The 22,130-nt window shown below is 60.8% G+C and carries 18 protein-coding genes; 13 read left to right on the top strand and 5 right to left on the bottom strand.

The genetic code is table 11. The features are described 5' to 3' along the window. Positions 1-26: 26 nt before the first annotated feature. The 3 genes from ACSQ8V_RS23620 (at position 27) to ACSQ8V_RS23610 (ending at position 2,283) form a co-directional block, all read left to right on the top strand. Positions 27-956, top strand: coding sequence for a hydroxymethylglutaryl-CoA lyase (locus ACSQ8V_RS23620; protein WP_436207339.1), 930 nt, complete (start codon positions 27-29; stop codon positions 954-956). Between the two features lie 179 nt (positions 957-1,135). Continuing rightward, the gene (locus ACSQ8V_RS23615; protein WP_436207338.1) at positions 1,136-1,630 is read left to right on the top strand and encodes a tetratricopeptide repeat protein; all 495 of its coding nucleotides are present in this window, start codon (positions 1,136-1,138) and stop codon (positions 1,628-1,630) included. Between the two features lie 29 nt (positions 1,631-1,659). Next, positions 1,660-2,283 (top strand): superoxide dismutase, encoded by a 624-nt coding sequence (locus ACSQ8V_RS23610; RefSeq protein WP_436207337.1) that lies wholly within the window; start codon positions 1,660-1,662, stop codon positions 2,281-2,283. Positions 2,284-2,447: 164 nt separating this feature from the next. Here the strand turns inward: ACSQ8V_RS23610 and ACSQ8V_RS23605 are convergent, their stop codons facing one another. Beyond that, entirely contained in the window at positions 2,448-2,627 is a 180-nt protein-coding gene (locus ACSQ8V_RS23605; protein ID WP_436207336.1) for a hypothetical protein, read from the bottom strand. Between the two features lie 13 nt (positions 2,628-2,640). Beyond that, entirely contained in the window at positions 2,641-2,865 is a 225-nt protein-coding gene (locus tag ACSQ8V_RS23600) for a hypothetical protein (RefSeq protein ID WP_436183916.1), read from the bottom strand. Between the two features lie 275 nt (positions 2,866-3,140). Here ACSQ8V_RS23600 and ACSQ8V_RS23595 point away from each other — a divergent pair, with 275 nt between their 5' ends. From ACSQ8V_RS23595 to tdh, 10 genes are all read left to right on the top strand, one after another. After that, positions 3,141-3,647 carry a metal-dependent hydrolase gene (locus ACSQ8V_RS23595; RefSeq protein WP_436207335.1) on the top strand — a complete coding sequence of 169 codons (507 nt, stop codon included), beginning with the start codon at positions 3,141-3,143 and terminating at the stop codon, positions 3,645-3,647. A 446-nt stretch (positions 3,648-4,093) separates the two neighbouring features. After that, positions 4,094-4,783, top strand: coding sequence for an ABC transporter permease (locus ACSQ8V_RS23590; protein ID WP_213766454.1), 690 nt, complete (start codon positions 4,094-4,096; stop codon positions 4,781-4,783). Positions 4,784-4,828: 45 nt separating this feature from the next. After that, positions 4,829-5,542: an ABC transporter permease gene (locus ACSQ8V_RS23585; protein WP_436207334.1), complete on the top strand. Its 714-nt coding sequence runs from the start codon at positions 4,829-4,831 to the stop codon at positions 5,540-5,542. 80 nt (positions 5,543-5,622) lie between these two features. Then, positions 5,623-6,414 carry an ABC transporter ATP-binding protein gene (locus tag ACSQ8V_RS23580; protein WP_213766380.1) on the top strand — a complete coding sequence of 264 codons (792 nt, stop codon included), beginning with the start codon at positions 5,623-5,625 and terminating at the stop codon, positions 6,412-6,414. 1,141 nt (positions 6,415-7,555) lie between these two features. Next, positions 7,556-8,605: a GlxA family transcriptional regulator gene (locus tag ACSQ8V_RS23575; protein ID WP_213766379.1), complete on the top strand. Its 1,050-nt coding sequence runs from the start codon at positions 7,556-7,558 to the stop codon at positions 8,603-8,605. Between the two features lie 142 nt (positions 8,606-8,747). Further along, positions 8,748-9,545 (top strand): ABC transporter substrate-binding protein, encoded by a 798-nt coding sequence (locus ACSQ8V_RS23570; protein ID WP_436207333.1) that lies wholly within the window; start codon positions 8,748-8,750, stop codon positions 9,543-9,545. A 260-nt stretch (positions 9,546-9,805) separates the two neighbouring features. Beyond that, positions 9,806-11,068, top strand: a complete 1,263-nt coding sequence (locus ACSQ8V_RS23565; protein WP_436207332.1) for an MFS transporter — start codon at positions 9,806-9,808, stop codon at positions 11,066-11,068. A gap of 78 nt (positions 11,069-11,146) precedes the next feature. After that, entirely contained in the window at positions 11,147-11,914 is a 768-nt protein-coding gene (locus tag ACSQ8V_RS23560; protein WP_436207331.1) for an SDR family oxidoreductase, read from the top strand. A gap of 150 nt (positions 11,915-12,064) precedes the next feature. Then, a complete protein-coding gene (locus ACSQ8V_RS23555) occupies positions 12,065-13,264 on the top strand; it encodes a glycine C-acetyltransferase (RefSeq protein WP_436207330.1) in 1,200 nt (399 codons plus the stop codon). Positions 13,265-13,289: 25 nt separating this feature from the next. Beyond that, positions 13,290-14,318, top strand: a complete 1,029-nt coding sequence (gene tdh, locus ACSQ8V_RS23550; RefSeq protein WP_436183908.1) for an L-threonine 3-dehydrogenase — start codon at positions 13,290-13,292, stop codon at positions 14,316-14,318. 44 nt (positions 14,319-14,362) lie between these two features. On the opposite strand, the gene ACSQ8V_RS23545 is transcribed toward tdh, so the two are convergent. The 3 genes from ACSQ8V_RS23545 to xylG form a co-directional block, all read right to left on the bottom strand. Beyond that, entirely contained in the window at positions 14,363-19,237 is a 4,875-nt protein-coding gene (locus ACSQ8V_RS23545; protein ID WP_436207329.1) for an NAD-glutamate dehydrogenase, read from the bottom strand. Positions 19,238-19,340: 103 nt separating this feature from the next. Next, positions 19,341-20,540, bottom strand: coding sequence for a sugar ABC transporter permease (locus ACSQ8V_RS23540; RefSeq protein ID WP_436183906.1), 1,200 nt, complete (start codon positions 20,538-20,540; stop codon positions 19,341-19,343). Then, a complete protein-coding gene (gene xylG, locus ACSQ8V_RS23535; RefSeq protein WP_436183905.1) occupies positions 20,537-22,093 on the bottom strand; it encodes a D-xylose ABC transporter ATP-binding protein in 1,557 nt (518 codons plus the stop codon). Before xylG ends, ACSQ8V_RS23540 begins: the two co-directional genes overlap by 4 nt. Positions 22,094-22,130: the final 37 nt, after the last annotated feature.

Raw genomic sequence — 22,130 nt, 5'->3', positions numbered from 1 at the left:
GAATGGAATCGGCAACAGGAAGCGATATGAACGATAGTCGCGCCCAGGTGAGGGAGGTCGGGCTGCGCGACGGCTTGCAGATGGTGAAGACCATTCTCAGCGCAGAGCAAAAACTCGAATGGTGCAGGCGCATGGTCGCGGCGGGCTGCACCGAAATCGAGGTGACATCGTTTGTGCCGCCCCGGATCGTGCCGCAATTCGCCGATTCGGACGAGGTCGCGCGCGGCGCGTTGACCATTGCCGGACTGCACGCATCGGCGCTCGTGCCGAACCTGAAAGGCGCCCAGCGCGCGTTCGACGCCGGCCTGAAGAAAGTGCATTACGTTCTCTCGGCGAGCAACGAACACAACCTCAAGAACGTGCGGCGCAGTACCGCAGAATCCGTCGACGACTTCAGCAACATCATCGCCGCACGCGATGAAAGTGGACGGCAGGATATCAAGCTCGGTGCGGGCGTGGCGACGGCGTTCGGCTGCACGATCTCCGGGCATGTCGACGAACAGCACGTGCTCCGACTGGTCGAAACTTTGCTGAAGGCCGGCGCCGATGAGATTGCCATCGCCGACACCGTCGGTTATGCGCACCCCGGACAAGTGCGCAAGCTGATGCGGCAGGTCCTGGCGCTGACCGGTGACCTCCCCGTCACCTGCCACTTTCACGACACGCGCGGACTTGGACTTGCGAACGTGGTCGCCGCGCTCGACGCCGGCGTGCGCGCCTTCGATTCATCGCTCGGGGGCCTGGGCGGTTGTCCGTTCGCGCCGAACGCCACCGGCAACATCAATACGGAGGACACGGTGTTCCTGCTGGAATCGGAAGGAATGCGAACGGGTATCGATATTGACGCCCTCCTCGCCATCCGCGAACAGGTGGCTTCGTGGCTGCCAGGAGAGCCGTTCGCAGGCGCCATCGCGCGGGCGGGATTGCCAAAGGGCTTTGTCAGCTCGACGATGTGAACTTGCGCCGGGGTGCGAAGCCGGGGTGCGAATCTCGCCGCCTGCAAATGGACCCGCGACGAAAACACCCCGCAAAACCTGAATTTCACTAGACACCACAAACACGAATGATTATCATTTAAAATCCCAAGTACGCAGGCGTCCGCCAACGCAAAGGGTGCAGAAACAGGAGCCCTTTCATGCACCAGCACATCGCCAATGCTGCGGAAAACGAGTTTGCCCCGAACAATGGATCGAGCCTGTCCGCGTGGGAACGTGTGATGCGCGAAGCTGTGCGTACTTCACCGGCGGCGCCTGGGAATGTCGCGCTGAAGGCTTACCAGCAAGCGCTGGAACTTGCTGGTCGGCTGATCGGGGAACCGCCGCCAGGACGGGCGGATGACTGTGTCGCCGCACTGGTCGTGTCGTATCACAACCTGGCCGACCTGCACGCTGAACTGGGTGATCTGGACAGCGCCGCCGCGCATCTTTGCCACGCCCATGAAATCCTCATCCACCTGTTTCTCGACGGCAGCCAGGACGCAAGCCTGCAACAAGCCGCATTGCGCCACAGCCGCGAGACGCACTTCGCCTTGCTGAACCACATACGTGCGCACGGACCCCATCCGCTCGTGACCCGCGCGCTTGGCGCAGGCTGCCTCGCGTTGAGCGCCGCTCATCCGATACCGCACTGACTCACCCCCAACCGGAAAGGAAACTCGTGATGCCCTATACGTTGCCCGCCTTGCCCTATTCATTCGATGCACTCGAACCCCACATCGATGCCCGCACGATGGAAGTTCACCACACGAAACACCATCAAACCTACGTCAACAATCTGAATGCCGCGGTGAAGGACACGGAGTATCAGGACCTGCCGGTGGAATCGCTCATGGCACAACTTGATTCACTGCCCGAGTCTCTGAAATTGCCCGTGCGCAACAACGGCGGCGGCCATGCGAATCACAGCCTTTTCTGGACCGTCATGTCGCCTCAACGTGGCGGTGAACCCGATGGTGAACTGGCCCGCGCGATCGATGCCGACCTGGGCGGGTTCGCGGCCTTCAAGGAAGCTTTTACCAAGGCTGCGCTGACGCGTTTTGGCAGCGGCTGGGCATGGCTTTGCGTCGACACGCAGGGACGCCTGGTCGTAGAAAATACAGGCAATCAGGACAGCCCGTTGATGGCTGGATTGACGTCAGGCAACCACCCTGTTCTCGGGCTGGATGTCTGGGAGCATGCGTATTATCTGAAGTATGAGAACCGCAGGCCGGAGTACATCGCCGCGTTCTATAACGTGATTAACTGGGCTGAAGTTGCGCGTCGTTATACGGCGGCGCGTGCTTGAATCGGGCAGCTTTGGTTGAAAAAGCGTTGCGTCATCGGGCGCAACGCTGTTGCATCGTTCTCAATGCCGGAGTGCGCCAGTGCTCGTGCGTCGCTTGCCTCGCTTGCACACATTCCGAACGAATCCCACGGCCGGTTCCCTTTCCCTCCTGACAGGTCAAATCTTCAAAGTCTTTCCAACTGCTTGCGGGTTGTCATCGCCATGCCCAGCGGGATCGCAATGCCGATCAGGATTCCCAATACCGACCCGAACCCGTGCGCGACATTGAGCGGCGTAAGCGCTGACAGGCGGATAAAGCCGAGCGAGAACAGCGCGAGAATCGTTTCGAAAGTCTGCGTCAGCATGATTGCTCCTTGTTCATGCGGGCTTGAGCACCTTCTTGTGCTTGCTTGTCGCTGGTTGCTTGAACATCGCCTTGCACTCGGGGCTGAGCTGCTCAAGATGCGCCTTCATACAGACGGTGATTTTTTGCTCGTTCGGAATTTCCGATGCGCAGTAGTGAAGCGCGTCGCCTTTGCAGGCTGCGGTCTGCTCCTCGCGGGAGGCGGCAAACGCAGCACTCGTCAGCAGGATTCCAAGCAAGGAAAAAACGGTCAGTAAAAGACGGGCCATGGCATCAGTAAAATTGTGGCGATATCCTCATTCAGCAAATCGCGCGCCCGCCCCTTGCCTGAGGGCCGCCTGCGGACTCTGGCAGCCCGCATCGACGCTTACCGGCCGCCCTTCCTCCTGCGCGACGCCTGAAAAATCCGCCATCACCCGAACGTGCCTCGATCCGCCGGAACAGTGCGCACATTACGCAACTCTTGTGTCAACATGCGCAGCTTCATTTCATTCGCTACATGCGGTATCCCTTCATGGCTTCGAGCAATGCGCATCACGCGACCGGGTGGGCAGCAGGTCTTATCGCTGCTGCGGTCGTCAGCAAGGCCGGCGCGACCGGTCCGTATCACCTCTGGGGTGTACTCAGTTTCTGTGCCGGCGTGTTCGGCGGTACCGCACCGGACTGGCTTGAAGTGGCGTGGTGGACGCGGGGGCGAAGGTTATGGATCACGCATCGCACGCTCACGCACTGGGGCGTTGGCTGGGTTGCGCTGCTCGCGGTTTCTTACCATCTGCTCGGTGTGCGCCCTTGGGCCGCCGTCAGTTTCGGCTTCGCCTGCGGCGGCTTGATGCATCTCTTCGCCGACTGGCCCAACCCGCTCGGCGTGCCGTGGCTCGTCTCGCGACACTCCCTGAACTGGTGGAACAGCGGCCGATGCGACGCGCTGATAGTCGGCGCGGCGTGGATCGCGGCGGCCTTGGCTGTAGACCACATCTGGTTTCACAGCGCCTACGGTCTAAGGCTGCTTCACGCACTCTGAACAGCGGCTGAGCAGTTGGCGTATTTGCTTGCTTCCACTCGCTTGCGCTCGCCGACGCTCAGCGAAAGCAAGTGGATACGCTTTTGCGTCGCATCTCCATCCACGATGGATCGGGCCGGCGGATTTTCCACGTTCAGACCTGCCAAGGCGCCTTCCCGAGCCCCTTTGTTTCTATCGGAAAAGCGACGCAAAACCTGTGGATTCCGCTCGCCGCGTAATACCGCGGGTGATGTCTTACGAAAGCCGCAACCTGCCTGAACGCCCTGTCCCACGGTTCATCGTTCGAAACCCCCATCGGACAAAGCGTTTGTTGCGCCGCAATAAACAACCTCTACCCCGTTTGAGCAATTCTTTTTCGCTGGTGACTATCGGCGCCAGTCGTGCGGGCAAGCCGCCGTGATAAGGCGCATGCCCGCACGATTCCTTCAACAGACGGAGACATGCACTTGTTCCTTTACGGCTATGGTCCACTCCTGCTGGCGGGCGCGAAACAGACGGTCGCGCTTGCAGTCCTGTCTCTCGCGGTATCCATCCTGCTCGGGCTCGCGGGTGCAAGCGCGAAGCTGTCGCGCAACCGCGTCACGCGCAGCCTTGCCACCGCCTACACGACGCTGATTCGCGCGGTGCCCGACCTGGTCCTGATGCTGCTGCTTTTCTATAGCATCCAGATTGCGGTCAACCACCTGACCGACGCGCTCGGCCTGGACCAGTTCGACATCGATCCCTTCACGGCCGGCGTCCTTACGCTCGGTTTCATCTACGGCGCCTACTTCACCGAAACCTTTCGCGGCGCGTTTCTCGCGGTGCCGCGCGGCCAGCTGGAAGCCGGCAGCGCTTATGGCATGAGTGGCGTGCGGGTGTTCGTGCGGATCCTGTTTCCGCAGATGATGCGCTTCGCGCTGCCGGGGATCGGCAACAACTGGCAGGTGCTGATCAAGGCGACGGCGCTGGTATCGATCATCGGTCTCGCCGATATCGTCAAGGCCGCGCAAGACGCCGGCAAAAGCACCTACAAGATGTTCTTCTTCATGCTGGTCGCAGCCGCTGCCTATCTCGCCATCACGACGGTTTCGAACGTCGTCCTGCTGTATTTTGAACGCCGCTATTCCACGGGCGTGCGGCATGCCGACCTCTAAGCGGCGCCTGAGCGACCTCTTAGCAAACAGGAAAAAGCGACCATCATGATCCAGATACTTGCCGATTACTGGCGCCCGTTTCTTTACTCCGACGGCATGCGCGCCTCGGGTCTTGTCGTGACCTTGTGGCTGTTGGCAAGCTCGCTTGCGCTCGGTTTTGTCGCGGCGGTTCCGCTTGCCTGCGCCCGTGTATCGAAGAACCGCTGGCTCTCGACGCCGGTGCGCCTCTACACTTACGTGTTTCGCGGCACGCCGCTTTACGTGCAGTTGCTGCTGCTCTACACCGGCCTGTACAGTCTCGAATTCGTACGCTCGCAGTCGCTGCTCGAAGCCTTTTTTCGCAGCGGTTTCAACTGCGCGATACTGGCCTTCGCGCTCAATACCTGCGCGTACACCACCGAGATTTTCGCCGGCGCGATCCGCTCGATTCCATACGGTGAAGTAGAGGCTGCTCGCGCGTACGGCATGAGCACCTTCACGGTGTACCGGCGCGTGATCCTGCCGTCCGCGCTGCGACGCGCGCTGCCGCTGTACAGTAACGAAGTGATCCTCATGCTGCACGCCACAACCGTTGCGTTCACCGCGACCGTACCGGACATCCTGAAGGTCGCGCGCGACGCAAACTCGGCTACGTATCAGTCATTCGAGTCGTTCGGGCTCGCGGCGCTGATCTACCTGGCCGTGTCGTTCGTGTTGATCGGCGCATTCCGGCGCGCGGAAAAGCGCTGGCTTGGGTATCTGGGCACCAGCCGTCGTTGAAGGTCGCCGCTTGGAATCGGCGCGTTAGAGCGTCACCTTGGTTTAAACCGCAGTTCAGCCAATCACCCCGGGAGTATGAGTTGGAGCTAACCGCCAAAGATGCCGCGACGAAACTGGTCGCGCAGGACATTCACAAGCGCTACGGCGACAATGAGGTGCTCAAGGGCGTATCGCTTTCCGCGCGCGCGGGCGACGTCATCAGCATCATCGGCGCGAGCGGTTCGGGCAAGAGCACGTTCCTGCGCTGCATCAACTTTCTCGAGCGGCCGAACGCGGGGCAGATCGTGGTGGATGGCGAGACCGTGCTCGTCAACGCCGACCGCGCGGGCAGCCATGACGTGGCTGACCGCAAGCAGTTGCAGAGGGTGCGGACCAAGCTCGCGATGGTGTTCCAGCACTTCAACTTGTGGTCGCATATGACCGCCATCGAAAACGTGATGGAAGCGCCGCGGCATGTGCTCGGTCTTTCGAAGAAGGAAGCGGAGGAGCGGGCCCGGATGTACCTTGAGAAGGTGGGGCTCGCGCCTCGCATCGAGAAGCAATATCCTTCGCACATGTCGGGCGGGCAGCAGCAGCGCGTGGCGATTGCGCGTGCGCTGGCGATGCATCCTGACGTGATGCTGTTCGACGAACCCACTTCGGCGCTCGATCCGGAACTGGTCGGCGAAGTGCTGAAGGTGATGCAGAAGCTTGCCGAAGAGGGTCGCACGATGATCGTGGTTACGCATGAGATGGGCTTTGCGCGCAACGTCTCGAACCATGTGATGTTCCTGCATCAGGGCCGCACGGAAGAGGAAGGCGCGCCGGGTGATGTGCTCACTGCACCGAAGAGCGAGCGGCTGCGACAGTTTCTGTCTGGTAGTCTTAAGTGAGGTTTCGTTCGCACTTGGGGTTTGGGGGGGGGTGCGCGATGGTGGGGGCGGTGATTGGGCGTTGGGCGTTGGGCGTTGGAGTTAACGGGTGAGGTCAATGCCAGGGTTCAGGGTTAGCGGTCAGGGTCTATGCTGGGGTGGTCAGTTCTGGGGCTAGCGGTCGGGGTCTATGCCGGGTTGCTGCTTTCCATGTTAGCGGCCTGCGAGAGTCGGATTTTCTCTTTATCACTATTAGCCACTGTGCGTGGCGGCACGTCATTTCTTTGTCCAAAGCGACAAAGAAACGAAGCAAAGAAAACGCTTTCAACCACGCTACCCTAAGTGTCCACAGCGTGCAGTTTGTATTCATAGGTGCCCCAAAAGCACGGTGCTCGCCAGAGCGGAGGATGTGTGAACCCCTCCTTCTCGCGAATCCTGACACGAACACGCTTCGCCCCGTACGCTCTCGGGCAAGCACGAATTGCCGAGGGAACCGCACGGCCTCACACGTATTCGCCGCCGCGTTTCTTGGAGCGTCGGCCAAGCGCGCACTGTTTTTTTGGTGGGCTACACGGCCGAACGCATACTTACGGCTTCATGTTTGGTGGGTAGTTGTGCGGCGTGCACGATTCTTTTCGCCAGCTACGGCCTGATGCATCCGCGTGGGCCGTGTCTTGGTGGGTTAGCGACGTGGTCCGTCATGTACAAATTCGGCAGGAGGTTGTCCGCGGATAGCGCGGGGTGAACCTTGGGCAGATTCAGTCACTGGTGGCGAAGCGTGTGGGTATCCGTGTTCGGAGAAAGAGGGGTTCACACATCCTTCGCTCTGGCGAGCACCGTGCTTTTGGGGCACCCATGAATAGAAACTGCACGCTGTGGACACTTAGGGTAGCGTGGTTTAAAAGCGCTTTCTTTGCTTCGTTTCTTTGTCGCTTTGGACAAAGAAATGACGTGCCGCCACGCACAGTGGCTAACAGTGATAAAGAGAAAATCCGACTCTCGCAGACCACTAACACCGAAAGCACCAACCCGGCATAGACTCCGACCGCTGCCCCCAGAACCGACCACCCCAACATAGACCCCAACCACTAACACCGAAAGCCCCCCGACCCCTACCACTACCCCTCCCCATCCCTAGTGCGAACAAAAACCAATTTCGAACATGAGCGCGAGCGTTAACCCGGCCCCGAGCACCAGGCCACTCAAAGTCGCGATCGTGGTGCTGCCACCCTGCTCCATGAGCGGCGTAGGGCTAATCCTCGACAGCCTGCGTCTCGCGAACGAGATCGACGGCCACGCGCTCTACGACTGGCAAATCTGTTCGTGGGACGGACGCCCCGTAACGTTCGCCGGCGGCGCGCAACTTCCCGCGGACACAGCATTCGGCGATGCCGTCACTTGCGACTGGCTAATCGTGGTCAGCGAGCGGTATCAGCAATTCGCGGACTACCGGCTGTTCCTGCAAAGCCTCGCGCGCGTGGGCAGCCGCACGCCCCGCGTGACCGGCATTCACCACGGCGTCTGGTGGCTCGCGATGGCCGGTCAATTGAGCGCCTACCGCGTGGCGGTGAACTGGGAAACCTACCAGCAGTTCGCCGAGGAGTTCGAGCGCTCGATCGTCACGCAGCAAATCTTTGAGATCGACCGAGATCGTTCGACCTGCACCGGCGGCCAGGCGACCGTCGACTTCATGCTGGCGATGATCGCACGCGACCAGGGCGCGGACCTGGCGGAACGGATCGCGGATTCACTTGGCATCGGCGTGTTGCGCTCAGGCGAAGAGCGCCAGCGCATTCCGTTCGTGACCGCGCCGGGCGAACGCCATCCGCGACTCAACGACGCGCTGCAACTAATGGAAGCGAACATAGAAGACCCGCTCGCCACCGATGAAATCGCCGGGCTTGTCGGCATTTCGCGACGCCAGCTCGAACGGCTGTTTCGACAATACCTCGGCGCGATGCCATCGAAGTATTACGTCAACCTGCGCCTGACCAAAGCCCGTACGCAATTGCAGCGCACCAGCAAATCGGTGGTGCAGATCAGCCTCGCGTGCGGGTTTGCATCGGCGGCGCATTTCTCCAACGCGTATCGCGACCGCTTCGGCGTGACACCGCGCGAGGAACGCCGCAACTGGATCGAAAAACATAGCGGACAGGCACCCGATGAACCGCGTGGCGGCGCGCTGCTCGGTTCGTCACGTGAGCCTGTTTGAAGCTTGTGCTTGAGCCCGTGTTTGAAGCTCTTTTATCGGCTTGTGTACGCCCCCATCTCGCGTTCGCCGGCAACGTGACCGTGCGAACGTTTAAAATCACCGCCCCACCCCCGAGAGGTATGCATTGAAGAACGTCTATTGGATGAATCATAAAGTCGCCGCTTTCGCGGTTGCCGCCACCACGGTGTTCGCCGCCTCATTCGCCGCACCAAGCGCGCAGGCAGCGGATCTCAAGGAAATTCGCTTTGGCGTCGAGGCATCGTATGCGCCGTTCGAATCGAAGTCGCCCAGCGGCGAGTTGATCGGTTTCGACATCGATGTCGGCAACGCCGTATGCGCGAAGCTCCAAGTCAAATGCGTCTGGGTCGAGAATTCGTTCGACGGCCTGATTCCAGCCTTGCAGGCACGCAAGTTCGACGCGATCAACTCGGACATGACCATCACCGACCAGCGCAAGGCGGCCATCAATTTCACAAATCCGATCTACGCAATCCCGAACCAGTTGATCGCGAAGAAAGGCAGCAAGATCCTGCCCACAGCCGACGGCCTGAAGGGCGCGCTCGTCGGCGTGCTGCAAGGGTCGATCCAGGAAACCTACGCGAAGGCCAAGTGGGCAACGGCGGGTATCGATGTAGTGTCGTACCAGGCGCAGGACCAGGTCTATGCCGATCTCGCGGCCGGCCGGCTGGATGCCGCGTTCCAGGATGCGGAAGCGGCGTCGAAGGGCTTCCTGAAGACGCCGCAGGGTGCGGGCTTCGCGTTCACCGGACCCGCCGTGGCCGACGAAAAACTGCTGGGCGCGGGTGTGGGTTTCGGCGTGGCCAAGAACAACCACGCGCTGAAGGCTGCCCTCGATCAGGCGCTGACGGATCTGAAGGCTGACGGCACCATCGACAAGCTGGGATCGAAGTACTTTGATGTGAAAGTCGTGGTGAAGTAAGAGCGCTTCGCTATCGGTCCCACAGCGCGGGACCGACTCGCAAGCTAACGCCGGGTGTCAGCATGACATCTGGCTTTCACTTACATCACAACGAATGCAGCGGGCCACGCGCCCTTTTTTGACCGGGCACGGCGCGCTGTATCATCACGGGCGCACACCAGGCTTCGAGTTCTTGGGTTGATCGATAAGCATGATCCACAAGCAGCTCGACACCCGTGTGCATGGCAGAGTCGCCGCCATCCGCACGGAGCCCTTCCCTCATGACAAGCTACAAGCAAGACCGCGTCGAAACGCTCGACGTCCCGGCCGGCAACGGCGCGCCTCTCGCGGCCGGAACGCAAAGCCCGGTTCGCGCCCTGATCGCAGCCGTTTCAGGCTACGCGATGGACGGCTTCGATCTGCTCATCCTCGGCTTCATGCTGAACCTGATTTCCGCCGACCTCGGCCTGACGAGTTCACAGGCCGGATCGCTGGTCACGTGGACATTAATCGGAGGAGTAGCCGGCGGCCTCGGCTTCGGCATCTTGAGCGACTACCTCGGCCGCGTCCGCGTGCTGACCTACACCATCCTGCTGTTTGCACTCTTCACGGGCCTCTGCGCGCTCGCAACGGGTTATGGCGATCTGCTCGTCTACCGGTTTATTGCAGGTCTCGGATTGGGTGGCGAGTTCGGTATCGGCATGGCGCTTGCCATCGAAGCATGGCCGGCGGACAAACGCGGCCGCGTGTCGTCGTATGTCGGCATGGGCTGGCAAGTGGGCGTCCTCGCGGCGGCCGTGGTCACACCGCTGCTGCTGCCGCATATCGGCTGGCGCGGCATGTTCGTGGTCGGCCTGTTTCCGGCAGTGGGATCGTTCGTGATCCGCAAGGCTATCGGTGAATCCGACCTGTTCGTGCGCACGCATGCCGCGAAGAAACGCGAGTTCCCGATCAAGACCTTGTTCCGCGACAAGGCCACGACCAAACACAGCATTGGCGTAATCATCCTGTGCTCGGTTCAGAACTTCGGGTACTACGGCCTCATCGTATGGATGCCGGCTTATCTGTCGAAGATGTTCGGCTACACGCTCACCAAGTCAGCCATCTGGACCGGCTGTTCGATCCTCGGCATGCTCGCCGGCATCTGGATCTTCGGCCAGCTTGCGGACCGCATAGGACGCAAGCCGGCCTTCATCGGATATCAGGTCGGCGCGCTGGTCATGGTGTTCGTCTACTCGACGCTCAGCACCCCGGATGCGTTGCTGATCGGCGGCATTTTCATGGGCTTGTTCGTGAACGGGATGATGGGCGGTTACGGCGCGCTGATGGCCGAGCTTTATCCAACGCACGCGCGAAGCACCGCGCAAAATGTGCTGTGGAGCATCGGGCGCGGAGTCGGCGGATTTGGTCCGCTCGCTATCGGTGCGCTCGCCACACACTACTCGTTCGGTACGGCAATCGCCTTGCTGGCATCGATCTATATTCTCGATCTGCTGGCAACCGTCTTTCTGATTCCAGAGTTGCGCGGGGTCGAGCTGGAGTGATCGCCCTGGGTTGCCCTTCGTGCAACCCTTCATGCAGCCTGCGACAATGCCGGGTGAATTCCACCAAGAGGGCAAGGCATGTCAACGTTATTCGATTTGAGCGGCCGCACGGCGCTCGTTACGGGATCGGCGCGCGGTATTGGTTTTGCGCTGGCGCAAGGACTGGCAAACGCAGGCGCGGCCGTGATTCTTAACGGCACACGCGCGGACACCGTCGCCGAGGCAGTCGCCCGGATGGACGCCCAAGGCTTTGCCGCGACCGGCCGTGCATTCGATGTCACCAACGAACACGCTGTCGCCGATGCCTTCGCGCAGTGGGACCACGATGGGGTCCACATCGACATCCTGATCAACAACGCCGGCATCCAGTTTCGCAAGCCGCTCGTGGAACTGGAACTCAGCGACTGGCAGCGCGTGATCGATACCAACCTGACCAGCGCCTTCATCGTCTCGAAGGAGGCGGCCAAACGAATGATCGCGCGCGGCTCGGGCGGCAAGATCGTCAATATCGGGTCGCTGACGAGCGAGGGAGCACGTGCAACCGTGGGCGCCTACACGGCGGCCAAGGGCGGCATCAAGATGCTGACGCGCGCCATGAGCGCCGAATGGGCGGCGTCGAATATCCAGGCGAACGCCATTGGCCCCGGCTACATCCTGACCGACATGAACCAGGCGCTCATAGAAAACGCCGCGTTCGATGCATGGGTGAAAAGCAGCAATCCGTCGCAACGCTGGGGCAAACCCGAAGAGCTGGTCGGCACGGCCGTGTATCTCTCGTCACCCGCGTCGAGTTACGTGAACGGCCAGATCATCTATGTCGATGGAGGCTGGCTGGCAGTGCTTTGATCCGGCATTTTGCTTCATGCCGGACGTCAGTTCCTGCATACTGACAGCCGCACTATCGAAACAGCGTTGCCTTGCGGTCCCGCGATGCGATCCATCGCGGGTATCGTGCAAGTACCGTCGCAGGCATCGTATTACTCAGGAGCATGATCCATGCATGATTCTTATCTCACGCACGTGCGCAGTACTCTCGACCAGATTCGCGCCGACGGTTTCTACAAGACCGAACGCGTGATCTCAAGTCCGCAATCGGCCGCCATCCGGCTCGCGAGCGGCGGCGACATGCTGAACTTCTGCGCGAACAATTACCTCGGTCTCGCCAACGACGCCCGCCTGATCGAAGCCGCCAAAGCGGGCCTCGACCACGATGGTTTCGGCATGGCGTCAGTGCGCTTTATCTGCGGCACGCAGACCGTCCACAAGGAACTCGAGCAAGCGCTCGCTTCGTTCCTTCAAACCGATGACTGTATCCTCTACTCAAGCTGCTTCGACGCCAACGGCGGCCTGTTCGAAACCCTGCTCGACGAGTCCGACGCAATCATCAGCGACGAGCTCAATCACGCGAGCATTATCGACGGCGTGCGTTTGTCGAAGGCGAAGCGCTACCGCTACAAGAACAACGATCTCGCCGACCTTGAAACGAAGCTGCGCGAAGCGGATGCTGCCGGCGCGCGCTTCAAACTGATCGCCACCGACGGCGTATTTTCGATGGACGGCATCATCGCGAATCTCGCCGGCATCTGCGACCTCGCCGATCGATACGGTGCGCTGGTCATGGTCGACGACTCGCACGCGGTCGGCTTTATCGGTGAACACGGACGAGGCACGCCTGAGTATTGCGGCGTGCTTTCTCGCGTGGATATCATCACCGGCACCTTGGGCAAGGCGCTGGGCGGCGCGTCCGGCGGTTACGTCGCTGCACGCCGCGAGATCGTCGAGTTGCTGCGGCAGCGTTCACGTCCCTATCTGTTCTCGAATACGCTCGCGCCCAGCATTGCCGCTGCCACGCTGAAGGTGCTCGAATTGCTTGCGAGCGACGAAGGCGCCCAACTGCGCGCAAGCGTGCGTGCCAACGGCGCGCACTTCCGCGACGCCATGAGCAAGCTCGGTTTCACGCTCGTGCCCGGCGAACATCCGATCATCCCGGTGATGCTTGGCGATGCGCAATTGGCATCGCGCATGGCGGACGCGTTGCTGCAGGAAGGCGTCTACGTGATCGGGTTTTCGTTCCCGGTAGTGCCGAAAGGCCGCGCCCGTATCCGCACGCAGATGAGCGCCGCGCACACGCCAGCGCAGATCGATCGCGCGGTGGATGCGTTTGCGCGCGTCGGCCGTTCACTGGGCATTATCTGAGGCATCGGGACAAATCGGAACAATCATGAAAGCACTGGCAAAACTGGAACGGGGTCCGGGGCTGACGTTGACACGCGTCAAGAAGCCTGAAGTCGGCCACAACGACGTGATGATCCGCATCACACGCACGGCGATCTGCGGCACCGACATCCATATCTGGAAATGGGACGAGTGGGCGCAGAAAACGATTCCCGTGCCCATGCATGTGGGTCACGAATACGTTGGCGAGATCGTGGAAATGGGACAGGAAGTGCGCGGCTTCGCTATCGGCGACCGCGTGTCGGGTGAAGGTCATATCACCTGCGGGTTCTGCAGAAACTGTCGTGCGGGACGTCGGCATCTGTGCCGCAATACGGTGGGTGTGGGTGTCAATCGTCCGGGCGCATTTGCCGAATTCCTCGTCATTCCGGCGTTCAACGCGTTCAAGATTCCGCCGGAAATTTCCGATGACCTCGCTGCTATCTTCGATCCGTTCGGCAACGCGACGCATACGGCGCTATCGTTTAATCTGGTCGGCGAAGATGTGTTGATCACGGGTGCCGGGCCTATCGGGATCATGGCCGTGGCCATCGCCAAGCATGTGGGCGCGCGCAACGTAGTGATCACCGACGTGAACGATTACCGGCTGGAGCTTGCCCGCAAGATGGGCGCAACGCGGGCGGTCAATGTCTCGGAGACGTCACTGCGCGACGTCATGGCCGAGCTGCACATGACAGAAGGGTTTGACGTAGGGCTGGAAATGTCAGGCGTGCCGAGCGCGTTCACGGGCTTGCTCGAAGCGATGAATCACGGCGGCAAGGTCGCATTGCTTGGCATCCCGCCCGCGAACATGGCGATCGACTGGACCCAGGTGATATTCAAAGGACTGGAGATCAAGGGCATCTATGGCCGCGAGATGTTCGAGACCTGGTACAAGATGGTCGCCATGCTGCAAAGCGGCCTCGATCTCTCGCCTATCCTCACGCACAGCTTCGCGGTGGACGACTATGAAGAAGCGTTCGCGACCATGCTCTCAGGCCAGAGCGGCAAGGTGATTCTGGACTGGACGGTGTGAGACCGCTGGGCTGGAGGCATATTTATGACTCCAGCCCGGCGCCACTACGCGCGTTCCAGCGTCGCTATCTCACGGACCACAACCAGCAGCATCGAAAGACTTGCGCCGCTTGTTGCTCGCAATTCCGCCAGCAAACGTGCATAACGTTCGACCGCGGCTTCCCTTCTTGACCGCCAGTTTTCAACGATCACTTCAGGCGTATCTATATCGCGTGTTTGTTCGAGCGCACTGACCGTCAATGCGCGCTTGAGCCGCGCGAGCTCTTCCAAAGCAGCCGCCCGTGCAAGCAGGTCCCAGTGAGTGGACGCGGGCAACGCCATCGCGCGCTCCGCGATCCAGCCGTAGTTCAGCAACGTGCCTATGGCGAAGTACACGCTCGCGACGGTCTCAAGGCTACGATCACAATTGGCCGCTACTTCTGCGCTATCCAGTACCGCAGTCGATAACTCGCCGCTCGCCACTTTTGCCGCGAGCTCGCCTTCAACGCCCGCCTCTTCCAGCACGCGACGCCGTTCGGTCCACCCGTTGAGTTCGTCGGCAGGCAGCAAATTCGGCAACTGCGGCGCAAGCCTTTGCGCCGCTTCACGACAACGCATGACACGCTCGATCGCAAGGTTAACCTGCTCCGTCGATACCTTCAAATGACGCAGGAACCAGAGCGTCGCCCCTTCCAGCAACCGCACGACATCGACGAACATCCGGGCTTGCACTTCATCGGCGATACGATTGTCGAGCGCATCGATACTTCGCCAGATATCGTTCAGATCGAACACGTCACGCGCCATGATGCAGGCACGCACGATCTCGCTCGGACGCGCGTCCGTTTCTTCCATCAACCGATGCACGAAGGTGCAGCCCACCCGGTTGATCAGTGCATTCGTCAGGTGCGTCGCCAGAATTTCGCGCCTGAGCGGATGACGCTGCATCGGTTCGCTGTAGCGCGTCTGCAAAGGCAGCGGGAAATAGTCGGGCAGCATGCCTGCTACAAGCACGTCCTCGGGAACGTCGGATGCGAGCAGTTCGTCGTACAGCCACATCTTGCTGTATGCCAGCAGCACCGCGCGCTCGGGTGACGTGAGCCCAAGCCGGGCCGCCTGACGTTCGGCAATGTCCTCATCCGACGGCAGGAATTCGATCTTGCGTTTCAACCGGTCCGCGCGCTCAAGCCAGCGCATCAGCCGCGCTTCGGCGTCGAGCATCTCGGCCACGTAGCGGTTCGCAATCGATAACGCCTGCGTCTGCGCGTAGTTGTCGTTCAACACGAGCAGGCCGACTTCATCGGTCATCTCGGCAAGCAGCGCGTTGCGCTGCTTTTCAGTCATCTCGCCGTCAGCCACCACAAGGCCCAGCAGGATCTTGATGTTCACCTCGTGGTCGGAACAGTCGACGCCTGCGGAGTTGTCGATGGCATCGGTATTGATACGCCCGCCATGCTGCGCGTATTCGATCCGGCCGAGTTGCGTCACGCCAAGATTGCCGCCCTCGGCCACGACCTTGCAGCGCAGTTCGGAGCCGTTGACGCGTACGGCGTCGTTGGTTCGATCGCCGACCTGCGCAAGCGTCTCGCGCGTCGACTTGACGTAGGTGCCCACGCCACCGTTGTAGAGCAGATGCACCTCGGCCAGCAGGATCGCGCGGATCAATTCGTTCGGTGCAAGCGTCACGGCTGTCACGCCGAGCGCGGCCTGGACTTGCGGCGACAACGCGATCGTTTTCGCCGTGCGCGGGAATATTCCGCCTCCGGCTGAAATCAGCGTGGCGTCGTAGTCTGCCCAGCTCGATCGCGGCAGCGCGAACAGGCGCTCGCGTTCGTTGAAACTCGCGACGGTGTCAGGCTCCGGATCGAGGAAGATATGACGATGATCGAACGCCGCGATCAGGCGAATGTGGCGCGAGAGCAGCATGCCGTTACCGAACACATCGCCGGACATATCGCCGATACCCACTACGGTGAAGTCGGTCGTCTGCGTGTCGACGCCCATCTCGCGCGAATGCCGCTTGACCGATTCCCACGCGCCGCGTGCGGTGATCGCCATTCTCTTGTGGTCGTAGCCTACCGAACCGCCGGACGCAAACGCGTCGTCTAGCCAGAAGCCGTATTCGCGCGCAATGGCGTTGGCATAGTCGGAGAACGTGGCCGTGCCCTTGTCGGCGGCGACGACGAGATAGGGGTCATCGGGATCATGGCGAACGGTATCCGGCGGCGGCACGATAACGCCGGCCACGCGGTTGTCGGTCACGTCGAGCAGACCACGCAGGAACATCTGGTAGCACGCTACGCCTTCACGCGCGAACGCCTCGCGGTCCGTGACGGGCGGCGGGTTCTTCACCACGAAACCACCCTTCGATCCAACCGGCACGATCACGGTGTTTTTCACCATCTGCGCCTTCATGAGGCCGAGCACTTCCGTGCGAAAGTCTTCCCGTCGATCCGACCAGCGCAAGCCACCTCGCGCCACTTTTCCGCCCCGCAAATGCACGCCTTCAACGCGCGGCGCATAGACCCAGATCTCGAACATTGGCTTGGGTTCGGGCAAGCCCGGCACCATCGACGGATCGAGTTTGAATGACAGATAAGGTTTTGGATTACCTTCGGCATCCTTACGAAAATGATTGGTTCGTACCGTCGCGTTGATGACACCCAGGAACTGCCGCAGGATGCGGTCTTCATCCAGATTCGGTACGTTATCAAGCGCGGCTTCTATGTCGGCGCGCACCTGCTGCGTGCGGGTTTCGCGAAGCTCACGACTTTGAGGGTTATCGCTGAGTATCCCTGGAAGAGCCGGATTGAAGCGCACCAGGAACAGTTCAAGCAACTTGCGCGCGATCGCCGGGTTACCGGTCAGCGCGCGCTCTATGTAGGCGTCGCTGAACGTTGAGCCCACTTGCCGCAGGTACTTGGCATAAGCGCGCAGGATCGTGACGTCGCGGGCGCCGAGTTGCGCGCGCAGGACCAGCCGGTTGAAGTCGTCGTTCTCGACTTCACCGGTCCAGACGCTTGCGAACGCGTTCTCGAACAGTTCCTTGACGCGATCGATATCGAACTCCACGTCGTCGGCAAGCTCCAGACCGAAGTCGTGTATCCACGCATGCGGCGCACCGAGCGGTTCAATGCGATAAGGCCGCTCTTCATCCACGCGCACGCCGAGATGTTCCAGCATAGGCAGGCTATGCGACAGCGCGATCGGGTCGCCCACCCGGTATACCTTGAAGCGAAACGCCCGGCGCCCCGCTTCAATCGGCCTGTAAAGGCTCATCGCGAGGCCGCCCGCCCTCACCTGTGTCTGTTCGATCAACTCGATATCGCGCACCGCCGTACGAGCCGGATAATCTTCGCGATAACCCGCCGGAAATGAATCCGCGTATCGATTCAGGAGCCGGTTGCCCTGCTCTTCGCCGAAGCTGTCGACCAGTGCATCGGCGAGATCATCTTGCCAGCGGCGCGCGACCTGCACGATCCGTTGCTCGAGTTCGCGTGTATCGGCTTCGGGCATCGCGCCTTTATCCGAACGCACCGTGATATAGATGCGCGCGAGCGGAGACTCGGACAGCAGCGGCGTGAATTCGATGCTCTTGCCGTTGAACGCTTGCATGAGTACGGTCGCGATCCGTTTGCGCAGGTCCGTGTTGAACTTGTCGCGCGGGACGAACACGAGGCATGAGACAAAGCGGTCGAACCGGTCGCGCCGCACGAACAGGCGTGTGCGCTGATGTTCCTGCAATCGCAGCACGCCGAGCGCGATATCGAACAGGTCGTCCTCATCAGCTTCGAAGAGTTCTTCGCGCGGATATTGTTCGAGCACGGTCACCAGTGACTTATGCAAATGTCCCTTGGCGAGAAAGCCGGCACGCCTGATGATGTTCGCGCATTTGCGCCGCACAATCGGGATCTCGGACGTGGGCACCAGATACGCGGTGGACGTGTACAAGCCAATAAACCGCCGCTCGCCAATCACCTTGCCATCCGCACCAACGCGCTTCACGCCCACGTAATCCAGATAACCGGGCCTGTGCACCGTCGCGCGCGAATTCGCCTTGGTGAGAAAGATCGGCACCGAGCCGTTGATGATGGCCGCTGCAGCCGGAGGCAATGGCGTGACGTTATCGGCTGCGGGCGGGCGCAGGCTTTCGCGCAACAATCCTGCGCCGGAACCCGGCACGCCGCGCAGCGCAAAGCCGTCATCCTGCGTAATGAGTTCGTAGTCGCGATGCCCGAGGAAGGTGAAATGATCCGCCACCATCCACTCCAGGAACGCGCGTGCCTCGATGCCATCCGCGCTGGTCTCACGCGCTTTCATTTCTCCGATAGTGGCGCGTGCAACCTCAAGAATCTTCGGCCAGTCTTCCACTGAAGCACGTACGTCACCGAGCACGCGAGCGATGTCACGGCGTAGCTCGTCGAGCTTGGCCGCCTCGCCGCAGCGATCCACTTCGAAGTGAATAAACGACTCGAGGCGCGATTGCGGATCGCCGCCGTCAACGTGACCCAACGCGATACGCGTGATTGCCCCGCTTGCGGCGCGGGAGACCCGGAACACCGGATGAATGGCGGAATGCATCGCCAGGCCGAGTCGGTTGACCGCCATCGTGACCGAGTCGACGAGGAACGGCATGTCGTCGTTGACGATCTCGACCACCGTGTGATCGGAGTGCCAGCCGTGTTGTTCAAGGTTGGGGTTGTATACGCGCAGGACTTCGCGGCCGGTCGTGAATTTTTGCGCCGTTTGCCAGTGCGCCATGGCCGCGCCGTAGAGATCGGCTATGTCGCGGCTCTGGATGTCTTCGGGGTCCGCAAGCGCGTAGTAGTGGCTCAGCAGTGGTTCAACGACATCGAACGCGGGCGCGGGAAGCCGTCCCCGTGCAAAATCGACTACGTCAGTGAGAAGGTGCGCAACGCGCTCTTCGCTCTTGGTCAGCATGTCGTCTCCCGGATCTGGCACGTACGATGCTCGGATTATGCGCCAAGTTTTGTGACACTTAAGCGCCGGAAGCACCGTCCGCGGAAACCCTCAGACCCTGACCCTAACGCTGATTGGAGCCCGATACGACATCGATCCACACCGCGAGCACGAGAATCCCGCCCTTCACGATCATCTGCCAATACGAATCGACGTCGAGCATCGACATGCCGTTGTCAAGGCTCGCCATCACCAGCGCCCCGATCAACGCGCCATAGACGGTCCCCGAACCACCGCGCATGGACGTCCCGCCGATAAAGCACGCAGCAATGGCGTCGAGCTCACCCATCGTCCCCGCCGACGGCGACCCGGCCGCGAGCCGCGCCGTGTTGACCAGCCCGGCAAGCGCGCACATCAGGCCCATCAGCGCGAAGATCATCAGCTTCACGCGGTTCGTATTCACGCCCGACAAACGCGTTGCTTCGAGGTTTGAACCCACCGCATAAATGCGCCGGCCGAACACAGTCTGCGTCGCGACATAGGTGAAAATACCGAGCAACGCCAGCAGTAGCAGCACCGGCACGGGAATGCCGCCGTACTGGTTCAACGTGGTCACGAACGCGACCAGCACCAGCCCCGCTGCCACGATCTTCACGCCGTCCTGCCAAAGCGGCACGACGGCCAGGTTGTAACGCAGACGGTTCTGCCGCTGGCGCACGGTCAGCGTGACAAGCAACGCAAACAGCACGACAGCAAGCGCATTGCCCGCCATGCGCGGCAAATATCCCTGGCCGATAAACACGAGATTGCTGGAGACCGGCGCGATCGTCGAACCGCCGGTCACGCCAAGCAGCACGCCCCGATACGCCAGCATGCCGCCAAGCCCGACAATGAACGACGGCACCCGCAGATAGGTCGACCACCAGCCATTGAACATGCCGATCGCAATGCCGAGCAGCATCACGGCCGGCACGGTGAACTGGATCGGCCAGTGATGCGAGACATCGAGAATAGCGGCCACGCCGCCGAGCAAACCGAGCAGCGATCCAACCGACAAATCAATCTCGCCCGCGATGATCACGAACACCATGCCGCATGCGAGCATGCCGGTAATCGACATCTGCCGGAGCAGGTTCGACAGGTTGCGCGGCGTGACGAACGCGCCGTCGGTGAGGAAGGAAAAGAAGATCCAGATGACGGTTACCGCCAGCAGCAACGCGAGCAATTTATAACGCGTGAAAAGCTGCTTGAAGCGCTGACCGGATGTGGTGCTTGCGCCGCCGGTAACGCTGCGTTTGGGCGACGAGGTGACGTCAGGAGTCATGCGACGCTCGCTTGAAAAGAGTTTGTCTGTGGGGTCGCGCGGATGGCCGCTGCCAGGATATGTTCTTGCGTGAGCCCTTCGTTAATAAAGTCGCCGCGCAGTTGGCCCTCGCCTATGACCAGCACGCGGTCGCTCATGCCAAGCACTTCATTGAGCTCTGACGACACCACGATGATTGACATACCGCGCCGGGCCAGCGCGAACATGAGCTTGTAGATCTCGAACTTGGCGCCGACGTCGACGCCCCGCGTGGGTTCATCGAGGATAAGAATGGCTGGATCGGTCAGCAGCATCTTGGTCAGCACGGCCTTCTGCTGATTGCCGCCGGACAGGCTGGCAATAGACAGCATAGGCGTGGCGGCACGTACGGAAAGCCGCTTCATTTCTGTATTGATCGTGTCGAGTTCGGCCGCCGAATCAATCCGCCCGCCCTTCGCAAAACGGTTCAGCACGGCAAGCGTGATGTTATGTCCCACACCGAGTTGCGGCACGATGCCATGACGCTTGCGGTCCTCAGGCACCATGCCGATACCGGCATCGATCGCATTGGCCGGCGTCTTGATCTTGAGCCGTTTGCCGTTCAGATAAACCTCCGCCTCGCTGATCCCCGGGTAAGCGCCAAAGATTGCCTGCATCAGTTCGGTCCGCCCCGCGCCGACCAGCCCGGCAACGCCGAGAATCTCGCCCTTGCGCAGCGAAAACGAGACGTCGTCCACGCGCTTGCGCCGAGAGTTGGTCACATCAAAACAGGTGACGTGGCGTGCCTCGAAAATCACTTCGCCAATGTCGTGCGGCTCGCGCGGGAACAGGTTCTTGATCTCCCGGCCGACCATCATCGCGATGATGCTGTCGGTGCTCAGATCCTTCATGGGCTGCGTGGCGACATGCTTGCCGTCCCGGATCACGGTGATGGTGTCGCAGACTGCTTCCACCTCGTCGAGTTTGTGCGAGATGTACACGCACGCCACGCCGCGCTTCTTCAGGTCGCGCACAATATCAAGCAAGATGCGGATTTCGCTTGCGGTCAGGGACGACGAAGGTTCATCCAGAATCAGCAACTTCGCGCGCTTGTTCAACGCCTTGGCGATCTCGATCAGTTGTTGATGGCCACCGCCGTAGTTCATCACGGGTTGAGCCACGTTGATGCCGCTGATGTTCAGTTCGCGCAGCAGTTCGTCGGCGCGCTGATACATGGCCGCGTAGTTCATCCGGCCGCCGCTCAACGTGATTTCGTTGCCGAGGAAGATGTTTTCCGCCACCGACAATTGCGGCACCAGCATCAGTTCCTGATGGATGATGACAATGCCGGCATCTTCCGTTTCGCGGATGGTTGATGCCCGTAAAGGCTCACCTTCCCAGAGGATTTCTCCTTCCCACGTGCCGTGCGGATACACCCCGGACAGCACTTTCATCAGCGTCGATTTGCCTGCGCCGTTCTCGCCGCACAAACCCACGCATTCCCCGGGCGAGACCACGAGGTCGATTCCATCGAGCGCCTTCACACCGCCAAACGTCTTGACGATGCCGTGCATTTCCAGCAGCGCGTTTGCCATGCGGTTTTTATCCTGGACAGTGAATCAGCGTGAAGGC

The sequence above is a fragment of the Caballeronia sp. LjRoot31 genome, from assembly GCF_964253885.1.
GTDB lineage: Bacteria > Pseudomonadota > Gammaproteobacteria > Burkholderiales > Burkholderiaceae > Caballeronia.
This window is presented reverse-complemented; position numbering and strand designations above follow the sequence as displayed.